The sequence below is a fragment of the Streptomyces sp. NPDC034111 genome, assembly GCF_055575375.1.
This window is the reverse complement of record NZ_JBVIST010000002.1, coordinates 377,504-396,848: the sequence shown is the minus strand read 5'-3', so window position 1 is coordinate 396,848 and position 19,345 is coordinate 377,504. Positions and strand designations below refer to the sequence as shown.

The 19,345-nt window shown below is 71.8% G+C and carries 17 protein-coding genes; 9 read left to right on the top strand and 8 right to left on the bottom strand.

The genetic code is table 11. The annotated features are described in order from the left end of the window. Positions 1-91 precede the first annotated feature (91 nt). Positions 92-598, bottom strand: a complete 507-nt coding sequence (locus ACZ55A_RS07505; RefSeq protein WP_468835705.1) for a DUF1990 family protein — start codon at positions 596-598, stop codon at positions 92-94. A gap of 421 nt (positions 599-1,019) precedes the next feature. Between ACZ55A_RS07505 and ACZ55A_RS07500 the strand changes: the two genes are divergently transcribed. Beyond that, the gene (locus ACZ55A_RS07500) at positions 1,020-1,268 is read left to right on the top strand and encodes a hypothetical protein (protein ID WP_468835702.1); all 249 of its coding nucleotides are present in this window, start codon (positions 1,020-1,022) and stop codon (positions 1,266-1,268) included. A gap of 7 nt (positions 1,269-1,275) precedes the next feature. Further along, the gene (locus tag ACZ55A_RS07495; RefSeq protein WP_468835700.1) at positions 1,276-1,551 is read left to right on the top strand and encodes a hypothetical protein; all 276 of its coding nucleotides are present in this window, start codon (positions 1,276-1,278) and stop codon (positions 1,549-1,551) included. Positions 1,552-1,659: 108 nt separating this feature from the next. Here ACZ55A_RS07495 and ACZ55A_RS07490 read toward each other — a convergent pair whose 3' ends face one another. After that, a complete protein-coding gene (locus ACZ55A_RS07490; protein ID WP_468835697.1) occupies positions 1,660-2,424 on the bottom strand; it encodes a crotonase/enoyl-CoA hydratase family protein in 765 nt (254 codons plus the stop codon). Next, positions 2,424-4,094 (bottom strand): acyl-CoA dehydrogenase family protein, encoded by a 1,671-nt coding sequence (locus tag ACZ55A_RS07485; protein WP_468835695.1) that lies wholly within the window; start codon positions 4,092-4,094, stop codon positions 2,424-2,426. Before ACZ55A_RS07485 ends, ACZ55A_RS07490 begins: the two co-directional genes overlap by 1 nt. Positions 4,095-4,173: 79 nt before the next feature. Here ACZ55A_RS07485 and ACZ55A_RS07480 point away from each other — a divergent pair, with 79 nt between their 5' ends. Then, complete coding sequence (locus ACZ55A_RS07480; RefSeq protein ID WP_468835692.1) at positions 4,174-4,938, top strand: PaaX family transcriptional regulator C-terminal domain-containing protein; 765 nt, start codon at positions 4,174-4,176, stop codon at positions 4,936-4,938. A 26-nt stretch (positions 4,939-4,964) separates the two neighbouring features. On the opposite strand, the gene ACZ55A_RS07475 is transcribed toward ACZ55A_RS07480, so the two are convergent. Further along, on the bottom strand, positions 4,965-6,170 hold the full coding sequence (locus ACZ55A_RS07475; protein ID WP_468835689.1) for a lactonase family protein: 1,206 nt from the start codon (positions 6,168-6,170) through the stop codon (positions 4,965-4,967). A 263-nt stretch (positions 6,171-6,433) separates the two neighbouring features. On the opposite strand from ACZ55A_RS07475, the gene ACZ55A_RS07470 reads away from it, so the two are divergent. Continuing rightward, positions 6,434-7,522, top strand: coding sequence for a tetratricopeptide repeat protein (locus tag ACZ55A_RS07470; RefSeq protein WP_468835686.1), 1,089 nt, complete (start codon positions 6,434-6,436; stop codon positions 7,520-7,522). On the opposite strand, the gene ACZ55A_RS07465 is transcribed toward ACZ55A_RS07470, so the two are convergent. Beyond that, positions 7,416-8,840, bottom strand: coding sequence for a lipase maturation factor family protein (locus ACZ55A_RS07465; protein WP_468835683.1), 1,425 nt, complete (start codon positions 8,838-8,840; stop codon positions 7,416-7,418). The genes ACZ55A_RS07470 and ACZ55A_RS07465 overlap by 107 nt on opposite strands. A 372-nt stretch (positions 8,841-9,212) precedes the next feature. On the opposite strand from ACZ55A_RS07465, the gene ACZ55A_RS07460 reads away from it, so the two are divergent. Further along, positions 9,213-9,383: a hypothetical protein gene (locus ACZ55A_RS07460; protein WP_468835681.1), complete on the top strand. Its 171-nt coding sequence runs from the start codon at positions 9,213-9,215 to the stop codon at positions 9,381-9,383. Between the two features lie 36 nt (positions 9,384-9,419). Here ACZ55A_RS07460 and ACZ55A_RS07455 read toward each other — a convergent pair whose 3' ends face one another. After that, positions 9,420-9,995 carry a TIGR03086 family metal-binding protein gene (locus ACZ55A_RS07455; RefSeq protein ID WP_468835678.1) on the bottom strand — a complete coding sequence of 192 codons (576 nt, stop codon included), beginning with the start codon at positions 9,993-9,995 and terminating at the stop codon, positions 9,420-9,422. Positions 9,996-10,117: 122 nt separating this feature from the next. Continuing rightward, entirely contained in the window at positions 10,118-11,947 is a 1,830-nt protein-coding gene (locus ACZ55A_RS07450) for an alpha-L-fucosidase (protein ID WP_468835675.1), read from the bottom strand. 311 nt (positions 11,948-12,258) lie between these two features. On the opposite strand from ACZ55A_RS07450, the gene ACZ55A_RS07445 reads away from it, so the two are divergent. Then, positions 12,259-13,833, top strand: coding sequence for an AMP-binding protein (locus ACZ55A_RS07445; protein WP_468835672.1), 1,575 nt, complete (start codon positions 12,259-12,261; stop codon positions 13,831-13,833). Positions 13,834-13,870: 37 nt separating this feature from the next. Here the strand turns inward: ACZ55A_RS07445 and ACZ55A_RS07440 are convergent, their stop codons facing one another. Further along, complete coding sequence (locus ACZ55A_RS07440) at positions 13,871-14,710, bottom strand: nitroreductase/quinone reductase family protein (protein WP_468835669.1); 840 nt, start codon at positions 14,708-14,710, stop codon at positions 13,871-13,873. Positions 14,711-15,277: 567 nt separating this feature from the next. On the opposite strand from ACZ55A_RS07440, the gene ACZ55A_RS07435 reads away from it, so the two are divergent. From ACZ55A_RS07435 to ACZ55A_RS07425, 3 genes are all read left to right on the top strand, one after another. After that, complete coding sequence (locus ACZ55A_RS07435; RefSeq protein WP_468835667.1) at positions 15,278-15,619, top strand: DUF1330 domain-containing protein; 342 nt, start codon at positions 15,278-15,280, stop codon at positions 15,617-15,619. A 130-nt stretch (positions 15,620-15,749) separates the two neighbouring features. Beyond that, positions 15,750-17,837: a restriction endonuclease gene (locus ACZ55A_RS07430; protein ID WP_468835664.1), complete on the top strand. Its 2,088-nt coding sequence runs from the start codon at positions 15,750-15,752 to the stop codon at positions 17,835-17,837. 384 nt (positions 17,838-18,221) lie between these two features. Then, the gene (locus ACZ55A_RS07425) at positions 18,222-19,343 is read left to right on the top strand and encodes a tetratricopeptide repeat protein (protein WP_468835662.1); all 1,122 of its coding nucleotides are present in this window, start codon (positions 18,222-18,224) and stop codon (positions 19,341-19,343) included. Positions 19,344-19,345 lie beyond the last annotated feature (2 nt).

Sequence of the window (19,345 nt, the reverse complement as noted above, 5' to 3'; positions counted from 1 at the left end):
ATGATGACGCTACGCGTCGGTAACTACGGGTCTCCGGGCCACGTCAGGGCGTGAGAAAAGTGGGGCAAACGGCTCCCGTTTGTGGGTCTCGCTAGCCGTTCGCCAGCCGGCGCAGGGTGCGGCCGAGACGGCGGACGTACCAGCGCTGGAAGACGGGCACCAGGGGGCCCGCCAGCCGGGTGAGGGGAGTGGCGGGGCGGCTGAAGGCGGTCACGGTGAACCACACCGCACCGTCCGGGCGCAGCTCGGCCACGAACGCCTCCTCACCGCACTCCGGGTGCCCGTCACACGCGCCGTACGCGAAGCCGATGCGGTCCTCCCCGTCCACCGCCCACACCACCCGGCACGGCGCCCGCAGGCGCAGCGGGCCGACGCCCAGCGAGACCTCGACGCTCACCCCGGGCACGGCCCGCAGGGCATCGGCCCGGATGCCGGTGCCGGCCGCGCGGTGCATCCGGAAGGTGAGGATCGCCTCGCCCGCCGCGGCCAGCACCCGGGGGCCGTGCCCGAGTGGCAGCTCCTCGTGCAGATGGTGGTAGCCGGCCGGCAGCGGGGTACGCCGGGTGCCGCCCACCTCGGGGTAGTTGACCTCGCTCACGGCGCTCTCGCACTCCTGGAATCGGCGCCGCGGGGCGGACGGGGAGGGAAGGCGACGGTACGTGAGCGGCACCGTGTGAGCAACGACCTGGCCTGTGGGGCGTGCCCGGCATGAGCGAGCCGGAATCCGGCGACCTCCCCACGCTCCGCGCCACCACCGCTCCCCACATGAAATCGGACGCGTTCAATCGGCCCCCGTAATGGCTTCCGCGGCGCCCCCCGCCCCGTCATTCCGCGCCCCCTGGACACGCCACGACAGGACCTCCGCAAATCTATGGAGACCTTCCGGACAACTTGTTCCGGATCTTCAGGGAGTCCGAATCCGCTCTGTCCGACTCTTTGCGATCTTGACGGGAAACAGCAAGGACGGGTACCCAGTTGGGAGAGAAGAAGAAAGCCGAGAATCACTGGAGGCCTTACCCATGGCTGGTCCTTTTCGCCTCGCCCCGCAGGAAGTGCAGGGACACATCCCCACCTGGGGCTTCGGCAGGCAGACCAAGGTGATCGTCGACTGCAAGGCCGATGGAAACTTCGAGATGACGGCCGGCGGGTCCGCGACCGAGGTCAACGCGCTCAGGGTGGGACGAAATGAGTTCGAGCGCACGTTCGGTGGCGTCGAATTAGCCGTGAAGAACCTGACGCTTGAGGACATCACCGTGACGACGGAATAGGCGCGCCATGCCCTGGACGTTCGACAAGAGCGATATGGACGTTGTCGGTCAGCTCACCAAATCCGAGCAGGAGAAGTTCGACATATTCCAGAACGCGATCCAGAGCGATGGGCTCCACCCCAAGGAGGCAGCCGCAAGGGCCGGAGACACGAACTACAAGAATTTGCTGGGCGATCAGTTCCAGATCCGCCTGAGCCAGAGCTCACGCGCCACATTCCGGGTCCTGGACGACGGAGGAGGCAACGGAAGGGTCGTGATGCTGGAACTCGGCGGCCATACGTAACAGGTCTTGAGAGCCGGGACGAGGCCTCGCCCCTGCCCGGAGTCGGGCAGGGGCCCACTCGTAACGACGGACGTCGATGTACAGCCATCTGGCCAGCGCCAACAAACCTTATGCCCGGTCCGGCTCCCCGTGCCGTCCCGCCCCCGCGGCGAACCGTGCCGCGCCGGTCATCGCCCCGTCCAGCACGGCCTGCCCGTAACGGAGTTCGGCGGCCATCGCGGTCGCCTCGTCCTTGCCCTCCTGGTCCAGCAGGGAGGCCCGGTCGCTGCGCAGACACGCCTGCGGGAAGCGGGCGATCTCCGCGGCCAGCAGCTCCGCCTCCGCGCGGGCCGTCCCGGTGGGCACCACCCGGTTGACCAGCCCGATGTCCAGCGCCTCCGCGGCCGGGACCGGGCGCCCCGTCAGCACCAGGTCCATCGCCCGGCCCGCGCCGATCAGCCGGGGCAGCCGCACCGTACCGCCGTCGATCAGCGGCACCCCCCAGCGGCGGCAGAACACCCCGAAGACCGCGTCCTCCTCCGCCACCCGGAGGTCGCACCACAGCGCCAGCTCCAGCCCGCCGGCCACCGCATGACCGGCGACCGCCGCGATCACCGGCTTGTCCAGTCGCATCCGGGTCGGCCCCATCGGCCCGTCCCCGTCCGGCGCTACGCGGTTGCCGCGGTCGCTGCCCACCGCCTTGAGGTCGGCGCCGGAGCAGAACGTCCCGCCCTCGCCCCACAGCACCGCCACCCGCGCCCCGTCATCGGCCTCGAACTCCCGGAAGGCGTCGGCCAGTTGTCGTGCGGTCGCACCGTCCACGGCGTTGCGGGCGGCGGGCCGGGACAGCACCACCGTCGTCACCGGGCCGGCGCGCTCGATCCGTACGGACATCAGGCCGCGCTTCCGGCCGGATCCGCGACCGGTCCCTTCGGACGGACGCGCTCCAGGACCGCCGTCAGATCGACACCGGGCGGCAGGGTCCCGAACGCCTGGCCCCACTCGCCGTCGAGCCGTGAGGCGCAGAACGCGTCGGCGAGCGCCGGATGGCTGTGGCGTACCAGCAGCGAACCCTGGAGCACCAGCGCCATCCGCTCCGCCAGCGACCGTGCCATCAGCTGCGCCCGTTCCGGATGGGACAGCGAGCCGAGCATCTTGCGGAGCCCCGCCACCGCGGCGTCCAGCCGACGGTCGGCGCCCGCCGCGGTCTCCACCTCGGCGAAGAACGCATCCAGCGCGGCCGGCTCCTTGCCCAGCGCCCGCAGCACATCGAGCGCGGCGACATTGCCCGAGCCCTCCCAGATGGACAGCAGTGGCGCCTCCCGGTACAGCCGTGGCATGCCCGAGTCCTCCACATAGCCGTTGCCGCCCAGGCACTCCAGGGCCTCCGCCGCATGGCTGCTGCCCCGCTTGCACACCCAGTACTTGCCGGCCGCCAGCGCCAGCCGGCGCAGCGCCGCCTCCTGGGCGTCGCCGGCCTGTGAGCGGTCCACCGCCGCCGCCAGCCGCATGCCCAGCAGCGTCGCCGCCTCCGACTCGATCGCCAGATCCGCGAGCACCGAGCGCATCAGCGGCTGCCGGTCCAGCTCCCGCCCGAACGCCCGCCGGTGCGCGGTGTGGTGCAGCGCCTGCCGCAGCCCCGCCCGCATCCCGGCCCCCGACCCCAGCACACAGTCCAGCCGGGTCATGTTCACCATCTCGACGATGGTCCGCACCCCACGGCCCGGCTCACCCACCGGCCAGGCGAGCGCCTGGTCGTACTCGATCTCGGAGGACGCGTTCGAGCGGTTGCCCAGCTTGTCCTTGAGCCGCATCAGCCGCATCCCGTTGAGCGTGCCGTCCGGCAGCACCCGCGGCACCAGGAAGCAGCCCAGTCCCTCCGCGGTCTGCGCCAGCGCCAGGAAGACATCGCTCATCGGCGCGGACGTGAACCACTTGTGGCCGGTGAGGCGGTAGGTGCCGTCGCCGGCCGGTACCGCCCGCGTGGTGTTGGCCCGTACGTCGGAACCGCCCTGCTTCTCGGTCATCGACATGCCCGCGATCAGGCCGGACTTGGTCAGCGGGGCCCGCAGCCCGAAGTCGTACGTACGGGAGGCCAGCAGCGGCTCGAACTGCGCGGCGAGGTCCGGTGCGGCGCGCAGGGCGGGTACCGCGGCGTACGTCATCGAAATCGGGCAGCCGTGGCCCGGCTCGGCCTGCGACCAGACGTAGAACTTGGCGGCCCGCACCAGATGCGCCCCGGCGCGGCCGTCGGTCCAGGGCGCGGCGTGCAGACCGTGCTCCACCGCGACGGTCATCAGCTGATGCCAGGCGGGGTGGAACTCCACCTCGTCGATGCGGTGCCCGAACCGGTCGTGGGTGTGCAGCCGGGGCGGCTGTTCCTCGGCCCAGCGGGCCTGCTCCTGCACCGCCGCCGAACCGGCCAGCGCGCCGAGCTCGGCCACCTCCCGCACGCCCCACTCGGCGCCGTCGCGGCGCAGCGCCTCCAGCAGGGCCGGTTCGTCCGCCGTGGTGAATCCGGTCAGCGGCGGGGCCTGGTTCACGACTTCATGGGTGACGGTCATACCTCGACGTTACAGAATCAGGACAGCCGCCGGAAGACTGTAATGTCAGCCATGTCCGCGGCTAGAATTCCCAGCACATATGAACGACGCCCACCGCCACCCCGACGGCACCGCTGCCCTTGCGCTGCGGCCGCTGACCGCGCGCTCCATCGTGCTGAGCACCCTCCTGGGCCATCACCCCCCGAAGCTGCCGGCGCGCGCTCTGGTGCGGGTAGGCGAGCTCTTCGGCATCGCCGAGGGCACCGTGCGGGTCGCGCTCTCCCGCATGGTGGCCGCCGGCGACCTGCGGCAGACCGACGGCTCGTACGAGCTCACCGCCCGGCTGCTGGCCCGCCAGGCCCGGCAGGACGAAAGCCGCTCACCGCGGACCCGGCCCTGGCGCGGCGACTGGGAGATCGCCGTCGTCACCACCCCTGAAGGCCGCCCGGCCGCCGAACGCACCGCACTGCGCCAGGCCATGGCCGCCCTCCGGCTGGCCGAACTCCGCGAGGGCAACTGGCTGCGCCCCGCCAACCTCGACCGGCCCCGCCCGCCCGTCGTCACCGAACAGTGCACCTGGCTCACCGGCACCCCGGACGACGACCCGGCCGCGCTCGCCGCCCGGCTGTGGGACCTGGACGGCTGGGCGAAGCGGGCCCGCGCCCTGATGTCCGCCCTGGACCGCGCCGCAACCCCCGCCGACCGCTTCACCATCGCCGCGGCCGCCCAGCGCCATCTCCTCTCCGACCCGCTCCTGCCGGCCACCCTGCTGCCCCCCGACTGGCCGGGCGCCCAACTCCGCGCCCACTACGCCGACTTCGCAGCGGAACTGGGCGAGCTGCTACGGCAGTACCTGGCCGACTGACGTTCTTCCCAGCCCGTCGCGCAGGGTCACAACGGCAGTACGCACACCGGCATCGGCGCCGCGAACGGCTCGCCCGCGCTCGTGAGCGCCCCGGTCCTGGCGTCCACCGAGAAGACCGTCACCGACCCCGACTTCTGGTTGGCAGCGAACAGCCACCGCTCGTCCGGCGAGAACGCGATCTGCCGGGGGAAGTCCCCGCCCACCGGCACGGTGTCCAGCAGCCGCAGGCGCGCCCCGCCCGCCTCCACGGCGTAGCGGGTGAGGCTGTTGTGGCCGCGGTTGGCGAGGAACGCGAAGCGGCCGTTACGGGTCACCAGGAACTGCGCCGGATAGCTGGTCCCCGGGCCGGTTCCGGTTGGCTGCGGATCCCCCGGTGTCAGCCGTCCGCTGCCGCCGTCGTAGTGGCAGACCACGACGGTGTTGTCGACCTCGTTGGCCAGATACGCGAAGGAGCCCGAGGGATGGAACGTCAGATGGCGTGGCCCGGCGCCGGGCCGAAGCGCGGCATACGAGAGCTGGACGAGCCGGCCCGCGGCGGGGTCGAGCCGGTAGGTGTGGACGGTGTCGTTGCCGAGGTCGACGGCGAGCAGATGCCGGCCGTCCGGGCCGGTGACGATCTGGTGGGCGTGCGGGCCGTCCTGGCCCGGGCCGGGCGGCGGGGCGGTGTGCGTGACCAGGTCCGTCAGTTCGCCCAGGGCGCCGGTGGCCCGGTCGACGGGGTGGACCGCCACGCTGCCGGACAGGTAGTTGGCGCTCAGCAGCCAGCGCCCGGTCGGGTGGACCGACAGATGGCAGGGACCGGCTCCGCCGGTGGAGCGGGAGCCCAGGACGGTGGGCGGCCGGCCCGGGGCCAGGGCGAGGGCGGTGACGGCGCCCGGCTGCTGCTCGTCGACCGTGTAGAGGGTGCGGCCGGACGGCGCGAGCGTGAGGTAGGAGGGGTCGGCGACACCGGTCACGACACCGGTGGAGGTGAGCTGTCCGGTCCTCCGGTCGTACGAGGCCAGGCCGATGCCGGTCCCGCCACCCGCCTTCGAGGTGTACGTCCCCAGGAAGAGCGGCCGGGTGCCGTGCGGCCTTCGGACGGCGCGGCGTACGGTCTGCGCGGGCGCGGTGTCCGCCGCCGTCAGCAGCCCCGCCCCGGCCGTTCCGGCGAGCCCCGCCGCCACGGACCGCAGTAAGCGGCGGCGGTCGGTCCCTGGACCCGTAGGGGTTCCGGTACGTCCTGCTGTCATGCCAGCAGGGTGGCCTGCGGGAAGCCGCCCCGGCAAGAACAGCAACTCAAGTTGCACGGTGTGCAACACGGGGTGGACCCGGTGAGGTGGCCGGGGGCGGCCGCATGACCCTGATGAACCCCTACATCCTCAAGATGACCATGACCCCCGCCCGTAGCACTGGAGTCGTACAGCAAGACACATACGCGGACTGATTCGCCGCACCCCCGGTCCCTCGTAGCTTCGTGATCAAGGCACAAAGATGATCGAGAGGCCACGGATTTATGTACGGCAAGGCATTCGCCCCGGAGTACCAGGGCGAGTTGGGCTCGGCGCTGGGCGTGAACTCCTCCTACGAGGAGGTACTGGCGACGGCGACCCGCGCGCACAGAGAGGCGGCCACGCCCCTGGAGCGGGCGCGGGCCGGGCTCGCGGTTGCCGAGGCCAATCGTCGGCTCGGCCGGGTGGCGGAGGCCAACGCCGCATGGCGGGAGAGCTACCGCAGTGCCCGCACCGCCGGTGACGCCGGCGCCATGGCCTGGGCCCTGTGGAGCGGCGGCACCCTGGCCCGCCAGTGCGGCACGCTGCCGCTTGCCCGCCGGCTGCTCACCCACGCCGTGGCACTGGCCGCCGACAGCGGCGACCGCCTCGCCCACGGCTACTCGCTCGCGGGCCTCGCCGAGACCGGCCGCATCCAGGGCGACTACGCCGCGGTCGCCGAACTCCATGAGCAACTGCTCGAACAGGGCCGGGCGCACGGCGAGGCCCGGCACATGGTCTGGGCGATGTCCGGCATCGCCCAGATGCACCGCAACACCGGCGATTACGCCAAGGCCTTGGAACTCTTCGAGGAGTCCGCCCGAATAGCCGAGGCGGGCGACGACGCCCGGGGGCGCGCCTGGTCGCTGCGGGGGGTGGCCGATGTGCTGTCCGTACAGGGCCAGCCGGACCGTGCGCTGGCCCTGCTGTCCGAGGCGGAAGCCATCTGCCGCCGTATGGACCTGGCCTCGGCGCTCGCGTACAACCACAAGATGAGGGCCAATGTCCTTTACCGGGACGGCCGTTACGAGTCCGCGCGGGACACCTACGCGCTCTCGCTCCAGGAATTCACTGACATGCAGGAGCCGCGCGGTGTGGCGCTCTCCCGGCTCGGCCTCGCCAAGTCCCGAGCCCGCCTCGGCCGCGCCCCGGAGGAGACGCTTACCGAACTCGCCGCGCTGGAAAAGGATTTCACCCGCATAGGCCTGCGCCATGCGCGGGAGATGGTCATCGCATTCCGCGCAGAGCTGACCGCGCAATCGGCGCCAGAAACTCCTGCTCCTCCGTCCGATGCCACCAGGCTCCGGTCTCCCGCAGTTCCCGCCAGGTCGTGAAGCGGTAGCGGAAGACCCGGGCCCTGATCCGGGCCGGCGGCAGATCGGGGAACGGATTGGTGCGCAGCAGCCGCAGGGTGTCCCGGTCGTTCTCCAGCAGCCGCGCCACGAACGGTACGAACCACGCCCGCGCATAGGCGGGCGACAGCGCCGCGAACCACATCAGCCAGTCGAGCCGCAGATGGTACGGCGCGAACTGGCGCGGCACCCGCCGCACATCGCCCGGCTTGCCGTGGAATTCGTAGGCGATCCACTCGGTGTCGGGCCCGCTCACCGCGTCCGCCGTGCCCTCCACCACGATCTCCCGGCGCACCCGGGTAATCGTGCCGAACGCCCCGTACGAGTTCACCAGATGCAGCGACTCGTACGAGGTGTTCATCATCTGCTGCCGGGCCAGCAGATTGCGGGCCGGCCGGTAACTGAGCAGCACCACACCGGCCGTGGCCATCAGGGCCAGGACCTCGAACCACACCGGAGGCGCGGGGAGCGGGGCGGCGGGCGGCCCCCACAGCGGGGCGGCGGCCGACATGGCAAGCGCGATGGTCACCCAGTTCAGCCAGGCGAAGTTGCCGGAGAGCACCAGCCACAGCTGGGTGACCACCATCGCGACCGCGGCCCATCCGGCGATCGGCTGAGGGGTGAACAGCAGCACCGGCACGCCGAGTTGGGCCACATGGTTGGCGGCCACCTCGACCCGGTGCAGCGGCCGTGGCAGACGGTGGAAGAACCAGCTGAGCGGCCCGGGCATCGGCTGGGTCTCATGGTGGTAGTAGAGGCAGGTCAGATCCCGCCAGCAGCGGTCGCCCCGCATCTTGATCAGCCCGGCCCCGAATTCCACCCGGAACAGCACCCAGCGCAGCAGCCACATGAGCAGCACCGGGGGAGCGGTCTCGGCATTGCCGAGGAACACCGCGAGCGAGCCCGACTCCAGCAGCAGCGACTCCCAGCCGAAGCTGTACCAGGTCTGCCCGACGTTCACGATCGACAGATACTGCGCCCACAGGACCGCCCACAGCACCATCGACGCCCACAGCGGCACGGCATCCGCCGCGCCCGCCGCGACGGCCGCCGCCAGCACCGCGCCGGACCACGACCAGAACGCGAAGAAGCGGTCCGAGTAGTGCCAGTGGAAGACCGAGGGCGCCGCGCGGAACGGCACCCGCGCCACGAACTCGGGCACCGGCAGCATGCCGCGCGCGCCGATGAGCGCCCGGAACTGCCGCACCGCCGCGAGGAACGCGACCAGATAGAGCACGGCCAGCATGCGCTGGAATACGAGCCGCCCGAGCCAGTAACCGGAATCCGAGAACCATGCCACGCGCCCATGGGTAGCACTGCGTGGGCGCGGGCGGGAACACACCGTCCGTGCGGTCACTCTCCAGCGTACGGATCGGGGCAAATGCAGCAACCCGAGGGCCATTGGAGTGAGTGAGGTACCTCACATAGGGGGCTCGATTCCCCGGTCATCGCCCGGGTGGAATTCCCGCCTTCCGCCCCCCGGCCCATCTCGCCGGAAAACGTCGAGCGCGGCGCGCGTGGCGTCGTTAACCTGAAGGACGACGGACGACCTTTCTGGGAGACGCCAACACCATTGGCCCGTCGCGGGAACGCCACAAACCTTGGCCGACCTCCCGGTTTGTGAACAAGGCGCCACCGCGTCGGAACCAATACCTCGATGAAGGAGTGCGTGGTGGCTTTGCACAAGGCTCAACACAAGCAGCCCCGTCTGAAGAAGGGCGAGCGACCAGGTCGTATCAAGGAAGTCCGTAATCTCGAAGTCTGGGACCGCTGTGCGCCCGTGCGCCTGGCGGGCTATGACGACGACCCCGCTGAGCCGTACATCATCCGCGGCATCGACTGACCGCCGCGCCCGGGCGTCGGCCCCGGCCCCCAGGGGTCAGGGCCGACGCCCGAGCAGACACAGCAGCCGGGTCAGATCGTCGGCGTCCGGCGGAGCCTCCACCGCGGGGGCGAACAGCCCGGACGCCGCCAGCCCCGGGGCATAGGGCTCCACCTCACGCAGCGCCGCCGTCGCCAGATGGCCGGGCAGCCGCTCGTCGGCGCCGATGGCCCGGGACAGGTCCCAGGCGTGCACCAGGGCATCGGCCATCATCTGCGTGCAGTAGGCGTCGGCCGGGCTCGATCCGTACGACAGCTGGACGCTACGGCCGAGCGCCCCGCTCTCCGAGAACGCCGCCACGGCGGCCACCGCCGCCCGGTCCCACACCGCGGCCGGATCGTCCCCCAGCACATCACCGTCGAAGTCCGAGCCCACCTCGGCGATCGTGGCGCCGTCCCGCACCAGGCGGGGGACCCACAGCTGCTCGGCGGTGAGGTGGTTCACCAGATCGCGCACCGACCACTCCGAGCAGGGCGTCGGCGCGTCCCACTGGTCCTCGCGGACGGCGTGCACCCGGCTCCCGAAGAGCGCGATGGCCTCGCCATGGAGCTGAAGGATCTCGTCGAAGCTCATGCTCCCCGAGGATAGGAGCGGGCACCGACAACCGCCCCTGCGCCGACCCGAACGGCCCAGCCGGGGGCGGGAGTTTTCCCGCCGCTTCCCGCCGCCGGCCGGTACCCTTCGCGCGGCGCCGCTCAGTCGGCGTAGAGCTGACGCTGCGGAACGACCTGCTGCGGCACGCTCGGGCTGGACCACAGCAGCTTCATATGCGCCTCGCCGGTCCGCTCCGTGTAGTCGATCCGGATGCGGTGCCGGTGACCGGCCTTGAGGGTGACGGTGCCCTTGTCCACCTTCGGCTCGTGCGGGGTCGTGCTGTCGATCACCGGCTTGCCGTCGATCCACAGCCGTACGGTGTCGTCGGAGACGGTGGTGAAGGTGTAGGTCTCGTCGAAGCGCGGCTGGACGGAGCCGGTCCAGCGGGTACTGAAGTGCTCGGCGGGGATCGACGGGGCCGGCGAGCCGTCGAAGCGGTAGGACTTGTTCACCGTCGGGTCCACCCCGGTCACCGCGGGCGGGCCGGAGAACGAGTCGTTCGCCCAGCTCTGCGCCGTCAGGCCGGTGCCGTGGCCGGCGGGCGCCGCGGGCGGCGGCGCGATCGTGAGCCGGATGACGCTCGCGACCGGATCGGCGGCCGGGCCGGCCGGGGTGAGGTCGAAGCCGTCGCCGGTCCGGGTCACCCGCACCCGTTGGTCGCTGCCCAGCACCCGGGCCGAGGTGATCTCGAACGGTGCCCTGGCGGTGAGACGGAGCGCGGTGCCGGCCGCCGGCCAGGAGGTGACGGCGGCGTACAGCTCGTTGCCGCGCCGGGAGACCGCGCCCCAGGAGGGATCGGCGACCAGCCCGGTGTGCCCGGCTCCGTACACCGCCTGGCCCTGACCGTGGGATGTCAGCCAGCGGCCGGTCTCCCGCAGCCGGTCGACGGACGGTTGCGGGATGCGGCCGAGCCGGTCGGGGCCCACGTTGAGCAGATAGTTGCCGCCGCGGCTCGCCACGTCCAGCAGGTGCTGCACGACCGTCGCCGAAGACTTCCAGTTGGTGTCGTACCTGGCGAAGCCCCAGTGGTCGTTGAGCGTCATACAGCTCTCCCACAGCTGGCCGTCGACCGGCTCCGCGGGGATCTCCTGCTCCGGCGTGCCGAAGTCACCGTCGGCCACCTCACGTTTGCCCACGCGGTTGTTGACGATCAGGCCGGGGTCCAGACCGTGCAGATACGCCTGGAGTTCGGCGCCGTCCCGGCGGGACCAGTGGTTGGCGGGATCGTCCGCGTCCCATTCGCCGTCGAACCACAGCAGCGCCGGGTGGTAGCCGTCGATCAGCTCCTTGAGCTGCGCGTACATCCGCTGTTTGTACCGCGGGAAGGTCGCCGGGTCCGCGAAGTCCGGATCGTGCCAGTCCCAGATCGAGTAGTAGAAACCGAGCTTGATCCCGGCGGCGTCGGCGGCCTTCTTGAGCTCGGCGAGGAGGTCGCGGTGCGGGTCGAAAGCCGAATGGTCGCGCAGGTTCCAGGTGTTCTGCCTCGTCGGCCACATCGCATAGCCGTCATGGTGCTTGGACGTGATGACGATATAGCGCTGACCGGCGTCCTTGGCGGCCTTGACGATCGCCTTGGCGTCGAAGGCGGATGGATTGAATCCGGCCGCCTGCTTCTCGTACTCCGCCATGGGGATCTTGCACTCGCGCTTGATCCACTCCGCGTTGCGGCAGACCGTCCCGTCGGGCCGGGTGTACTCGCCCTCCAGGTTCGAGTACGCGCCGAAGTGGATGAACATCCCGAAGCGGTCCTGCCGCCACCACGCGGTGCGCGAGGAGGTGAACGGGTCGTCGGTCGCATGGTTCGTGCCGGGGCCGGCGGCGGGCCGTGCCGGGGGCCGTGCCGCGGCCACCGGGCCGCCGGCGGCCAGCAGCAGGGCGGCCAGCGCGGCCACCACCACCGGTATACGGAACGGTCTTGTGCGGCTGTGCATCGCTCGCTCCTCGGGTCGGGCGTTCACGTCGGTCGGTCCGGTGCATGCCTGCGGTGCCTTCCGCATGGTGCAGCCGCGGCGGCCCGACCGGAAGACCCTGAACGCGATAAACATCGGAGCACCTGGCCGTAAGGGCACGGGAGTTGGCGGTCGTGACGGCTGACAGGGCCGGATACCTCGGACCTCCTCTCACCGACGTGGGCGGGTGGCCGAATGCGTACGGTCGGCGCCCCGGCCCATCCGTCGTGCCTCCGGCGCGCCCTGGCAACGACCGGGGTTTGCCGGTTCAATGAACGGCCTCGGTCGCTGTCATGGGAGGCACCATGGAAGCCGTCGCCCCGCCCGCCGCCGGAGCCCCGGCCATCCGCTGCGCCGGTGAGGAACGCGGCTATCCGGCCTTCCTCGAACGTGCGGCGCGGATCGCAACCGGCTTACGGCGGACGAGAGTCGAGCCCGGCGACCGGATCGCCGTGGTCCTGCGCAACGAGCCCGCCCATCTGGAGATCACCACCGCCGCCGCCCTGCTCGGCGCCTCCGCGGTCCCCGTCAACTGGCACTTCAAGCAGGACGAGTTACGGCATGTGCTCACCGACAGCGGCAGCAAGGTGGTCTTTGCGCACACCGACCTGCTGGCCGGGGTGCGTGCCGCACTCCCCGACGGCGTGGTGCTCATCGAGGTCCCGGTGCCCGCCGGCGTCGCGGCCGCCTGCGGCAGCGCCACGCCACCGCCCAGCGGCGCGCATCCGCTGCTCGACCACTGGCTGGAGGGCTGCGAACCGTTCGCCGAGCCCTCGGCCGAGCGCCCGCCCACGGTCATCTACAGCTCCGGAACCACCGGACGCCCCAAAGGAGTTCTGCGCGAACCCGTCCCCGCTGACCGGCTGGAGAGGGCCGTGGGCCTCTTCCTGGAGTACTTCGCGGTCGCCCCGGGCGGCCGTACGCTGATCCCCGCGCCGCTCTACCACGCGTCCCCCAGCCAGCACGCGGTCCTCGCGCTCGCGGCCGGCCTGGACCTCACCCTGATGCCGCGCTTCGACGCCGAGGAGTTCCTGCGGCTGATCGAACGCCACCGCATCGAGCAGGTACAGGTCGTGCCCACGATGTTCGTACGGCTGCTGCGGCTGCCCAAGGACGTACGCGAGCGCTACGACCTGTCGTCGCTCACCTCCGTCGTGCACGCCGCGGCGCCCTGCCCGCCGCATATCAAACACGCCATGATCGACTGGCTGGGACCGGTACTGCGGGAGTACTACGGCGGCAGTGAGACCGGCGCCGTGACCTGGTGCGACAGCGCGGAGTGGCTGGCCCACCCCGGAACCGTGGGACGGGCGGCCGGATCCGGCGGGGTCGCGGTCCTCGGTCCCGACGGCCGCCCGCTGCCGGCCGGCGCCACCGGCGACATCTACCTCAAACCGGCCGACGAATGGCCGCAGTTCACCTACCTCGGCGACCCGGACAAGCGCGCCGCCATGGAAGCGCCGGACCTGCCCGGGTACGTCACGATAGGAGACGTCGGCCACCTCGACGAGGACGGCTACCTCTACCTCAGCGACCGCCGCAACGACATGGTCATCTCCGGCGGGGTCAACATCTACCCCGCGGAGATCGAGGGGGCGCTGCTCGCCCTCGACGGGGTGCGCGACGCCGCGGTGTTCGGGATCCCCGACGAGGAGTTCGGCGAGGTCCTGGCCGCCCATCTGGAGACCGAGCCCGGGGTGCGGATCAGCGCCGCGGCAGTACGCGCCCACGTCGCCGAACGGCTCGCCGGGTACAAGGTCCCCCGCGCCGTGGTCTTCGAGGAACGGCTGCCGCGCGACGAGTCCGGCAAGCTCTTCAAACGCCTGCTGAGGGACCCGTACTGGGCGGGTCACAACGGCACGGGCTGAGCCCGTACCGCGACCCGCCCACGCGCGGGGCCGCAGCTCAGCAGGCGGCGTCCAGGACCGGGATCAACTGTTCCTCCTCATACGTCAGATGCGCCTCGACCTCGGCCGTGAGGCGTTCGACCTCGGAGAGCAGCGCCCCGGGTTCGGTGCCTTCGGCGGAGATGACCCGCTGGAGTTCGGCGAGGAGCCCCGCGAGCTTTTCGTGCTCCTGGCGCATCCGCTCCAGTGCCGGGCCGAGTTCGGGATGGTGCCGGCCGAGCATCGGGAACATGCCGGCGTCCTCACCGGTGTGGTGGTTGTGCAGCCCCTGGCACAGGGACAGGCAGTTCACCCGGAGCTGGGCGCCGAGCCCCGGGCCCGATGCGGCTATCTCCTTGCGGAGCAGGGCGAGTTCCTGCCGGAATCCGTCGTGCACCGCTTTGAGGGCCGCGCCCGGTGAGGCCGCGGAGATGTTCGGCGGACCGCTGGGGATCTCCTCCAGGGCGACCACGGGCAGCACCCGGTCCGTCTTCGCCTGGTAGTCGGACCAGCCCGGATCCGACTCCGCCGCGCGGGCGAAGGCCCGGTCGCGTTCGGCGCCCTCCAGGACGACGGCCCGCGCCTCGTAGGTGAAGACCCCGGCCTCCACGGTGACCTGGGGGTTGGCGACCAGGTTGTGGTACCAGGCCGGGTGGTGGGGGGCGCCCCCGGCCGAGGCGACGACCAGGACGCGCACGCCGCCGTCGGGGAGGTAGCCGAGCGGGGTGGTGTGCCGGGCGCCGGACCGGGCGCCGGTGGTGGTCAGCAGAAGCAGTCGGCCGCCCTCGAAAGGACCGCCGACGCGCCCGCCGTTGGCGCGGAATTCCTCGATGACGTGTTGATTGAAGTCCAATGGCATGTGGTGTTTTTTCTCCAGGGTTCGGAAATACGGAAGGGGCCCGCGGACGTATGCGGGCAGCGCGCATCGGCCCGGCGCGGCGCAGGGATGAACCGGCCGCCGGGCACGGCGCATGAAATGCCTGTGTGCGATACGTGATACGTGATGCGCATGCCGGACCGCGCATCACACATCGCCGCCGAACGCGCGGCGTTGCAGGCGCGAGCAGCCGCATGCCGGCGCGATGGCTGGGCATGCAAAGGCGCGGAAAAGCGCAGGGAATACGAAGGAAGAAGTGGAGGAGGGGCGGGGCTCTGGCGGCCCGCCGCGCGGTCACGTGGTGACCGGGAACCTCACTCGCTCATGGCCCATGGCCGACCCGGTAGTCACCGGCAAAAGGTAACGCCCCAAAGGGCTTTGTGGCAACGCGGATACGGCGAGCCGGAGCAGGCCGCGGCTGTTCGGGCGGTGATTGCCGCTCCGGCGGGACAATGCGCGCGATGACCTCGGAGGTAATCGACCCGGCGGGAGCCGGCGGGCACCGTGGACGGCAACGCAACCGCCGTACTCCACCGGAAAGGCAGTCCCATGAGCGCCTTCGCCATCGCCCACCTCCGCCCCGCCGCCCCGCACCCGGACATCGCCGTATACCTGGAACGCATCCAGGCGACCATGGACCCCTTCGGCGGCCGCTTCCGGGTGCACAACGCCCAGGTGGAGGTCAGGGAAGGCGACTGGCCCGGTTTCGTCGTCGTCATCGAATTCCCCGGTATCGACGAGGCACGGGCCTGGTACGACTCTCCCGCCTACCAGGAGATCCTGCCGCTGCGCACCCGGCACATCGAGGGCGACTGCGTCCTGGTCCCCGGAGTCGCCCCGGACTACGACGTCTCGGCCACGGCAGCCGGCCGGAGGGCCGCCGCCTCATAGGCCGGGAACTTCGCGTCCCCCACCCGTTCCGGCCGCCCGCTCCCCGCTAAAGTCGACGGCAACAGCGCTGGTGAAACCGCTTCCACAGGGTTCCGGGGGCAGCCGCCCCGGGGGGAGGACGAAGACCGACATGAGCCGCCGTTCCCACGGATTAATGGCCGTCTGGGCCGAGGCACAGCGCCAGCAGCAACGCCGCGAGGAAGCCCAGCGCCGCGCGTACGCCCAGCACCAGCGCGACCAGGAGCGGCAGGCACGGGACGCTGAGCGCGCCATGGCGCGCATGCACCGGGAGCGGCAGGCGGCCTACCGCCGGCAGCGCGAGGCCGACGCCCGCCGCCGTACCGAGGAGCTGGACGCCCGGGTCGCCGCGCTGACCGGTCTGCTCGCCGAAGGCTGCCGGGTGCCGGCCTTCACTCCCGCCGCGCTGCTGCGCCCCGAGCACATCGAGGAGTTCGCGCCCGGCGCCCTCGCCACCCCGATATCCATGCCCGACCCGGCCCGCTACCAGACGCCGACCGGCGGCTGGCACCGGGGAGCCGACCGCCGCGACCGCGCCCAGGAGGAGGCCCGCGCCCGCTACGAGCAGGACTGGTACGCCGCACAGGCCGCCGAGCGCCGGCGGCAGGACCAACTCGCCGTGTACCGGCAGCAGTACGACCAGTGGGCCGCGGCCGCCCGGGCGGAGATCCGGCAGCACAACTCCGGCATCGAGGAGCTGCTGGCCGCACTGCGCAGCGGCGACACGGAGGCCGCCGTCGAGTACTTCTCCGCCGCGCTGTACTCCTCCACCGCCTGGCCGGAGGGCTTCCCCCGGCAGGTCGTCGCCGCCTACGACCCGACGGCCCGGCAGCTCGTCCTGGACTGGGAACTGCCCGGCCACGACATCGTCCCGGAGACCAAGTCCGTCCGGTACATGCCCACCGCCGACCAGGAGAAGGAGACCGCCCGGCCGGCCGCCCAGCGCCGGGCGCTCTACCGCGACGTACTCGCCCAGAGCATGCTGCTGGTGCTGCGCGACCTCTTCGCCGCCGACGCCTACGGCACGCTCGACTCGGTGGCGCTCAACGGCTTCGTCGACGCTGTCGACCCGGCCACCGGCCGCCCCGCCCAGATCTTCCTCGCGACCGTCATGGCACCCCGCAGCGCCTTCGAAGCGCTCCACCTCCAGCAGGTCAGCGCGGTGGAGTGCCTGACCGAGGGGCTGGGCGGGCAGCTTTCGGCACGCCCCGAGCAGCGCACCGCGGTGCGCCCCGGGCGGCTCCCCGGCGACATCGGCGGCGGAGCCACGGTCGTCATGCACGGCACCGACAGCGAGCCGGACCTCTACGAGATGGACCCGATCGCCTTCGAGAATCTGATCGCCGAGCTGTTCCGCGCGATGGGCATGCAGGCCGTGACCACCCAGCGCTCCGGTGACGGCGGCGTCGACGTGGACGCCCTGGACCCCGACCCGATCCGCGGCGGCAAGATCGTCGTGCAGGTCAAGCGCTACCGCAACACCGTCCCGCCCACCGCCGTACGCGACCTCTACGGCACGGTGCAGTCCGAGGGCGCCAACAAAGGCGTGCTGGTGACCACCTCCCGCTTCGGCCCCGGCGCACACACCTTCGCCAACGGCAAGCCGCTCAGCCTCATCGCCGGCCCCGAACTCGTCGACCTGCTCGGCCGGTACGGGCTGCGCGGCCGGCTCGGCCCGGCAGCCCCGGCCGGCCCCTCCACGGCGGACGAGACCCCGGACCACAACATCCTCGGCATGAACTGGTCCGGCGAGGTCGCCCTCGACGTCTGCGCCCTGGTGTGCAAGGGGACCACCGTGCTCAGCGACGACCACTTCGTCTTCTACAACAACCCGGGCACCCCGGAGGGCGCGGTAAGGATGCTGCCCGGCTTCGCCCCCGACCGCGCCGCCATGCAGGTGCGGTTCGAGGCACTGCCGCCGGACGCCGACCGGCTGGTCCTGGTCGCCGCCATCGACCCCCAGCTCAACCCCGAAGCCGACCTCTCCGGCTTCACGGACGCCCGGATCCGGCTGCTGGACGCCGCGGGTGAGGAACTGGGACAGCTGGAAGTCTCCGACGGCCGACGCGGCGAAACCGCCCTGGTGCTCGGCTCCTTCCGCCAACGCACGGGCGGCGACTGGGACTTCGTGATCGGCGGGAAGGGATACCCCGGCGGTCTGGAAGCACTGGTGCAGGAGTACGGCATCGAGGTCGCCTGAGGAGGGGCGGCCCTTCGTCCGGTCCGTACCAGGCTAGTGCTTGGGCGGAACCCCGGATCCTGAACCGGGACGGCCGGTCCTGAACCGGGACGGCCGGTCACGCCAGGTGCCCCTGCGTCCGGGACGGGACCGCCCCGGGCGGCGGAGCCGGCTCGCTGAAGTACCCGCATGGCGGTCGCTGAGGGCTGTGGCGCTGGTCAAGGCTGGCCGCAGGGCTGACGGCGGTGGTCTGCGGCCAGGGTGGTTGTCGTGCTCCTGCCGACGGACGGGCAGCTCGGCCGGGGCGTGGAGGGCCTGCTCCGCGGCAAGCGGACCGTTCGGTCACCACGTGCATGTGGCGGACGGAGCGCACCATGGCGGGCCGGTTCCGGGAAGGGTGAAGTGATGGTTCGGAGAGAGGGGCGCCGGTGGGGCGCGGTGCCGGCGAAGCTGCGGTGGGGCAGACAGCTCCGGGCGGCCAGGAAGGACGTCGCCACCTACCGCGGCCTGGCCGAGACCGACGCGGACCCTCGCTACCGGCTCGCCCTTGCGCGGTCCCTGCGCTCCCTCGGCGAGCTGCAGGCGAAGGTGGACCGCCCGGCCGAGGGGCTGCCGTACGTCGAGGAAGCCGTCGACATCTGCCGCCCGCTGGCCGAAACCGAACTCGCTCGCCATCGCTCCGCCCTCGCCACGTCCCTGGGCACGCTCGGTGAACTGCTGACGGTGCTGGTCCGGCCGGCCGCGGCGCAGGCCGCGAAGGACGAAGCCACCGCCCTGGAGGGGGAGCCCGAGGACATCGTCGCCTTCTACCGTGGCCTGGCCGAGGCCGACCCCGACCGCTGTCGCCCGGCCCTCGCCGCCGCCCTGCACTACCGCGCCTCCTGGCTGAAGCAGTACGACCGGCGGGCCGAGGCCCTGCCGCTCCTCGAGGAAGCCATCGCGCTCCGTCGCGGCGTGGCGGAGGCCGACCCGGACCCGCTCCGTCGTATCGCTCTCGCCCGGTCCCTGTGCCTCCTCGGTGAGCTGCTGGGGCAGCTGGACCGCCCGGCCGACGGGTTGCCGTTCGTGGAGGAAGCCGTTGCCCTCCGTCGTGAGCTGGCAGCGGCCGATGCGGACCCTCGCCGCGGTATCGCGTTTGCCTTGTGCCTGCGCGTCCTGAGCCGGCTGCTGGTGCAGCTGGACCGGCCGGCCGAGGCGTTGCCGTTCGCCCGGGAAGCCGTCGACCTCTGGCGGAGTGTGGTGGAGTCCGAAACCGGCGACCGTCGCTACCGGGCCGGCCTCGCCGTGTCGCTGCACACCCTCGGCGAGCTGCTGGCGAAGCGGGACCGCCCGGCCGAGGCGCTGCCGTTCGTCGAGGAAGCCGTCGACCTCCACCGTGCCGGCGTCATGTTCCTCGGCCGCCGCCATCTCGCCGACACCCTGCGCACCCTCGGTGACGTGCTGGCGGCGCTGGACCGCCCGGCCGAGGCGCAGGCGGCACGGGACGAGGCGACGGCCCTCGAGGAGCCGGAACCGGAGACCTCATGAGC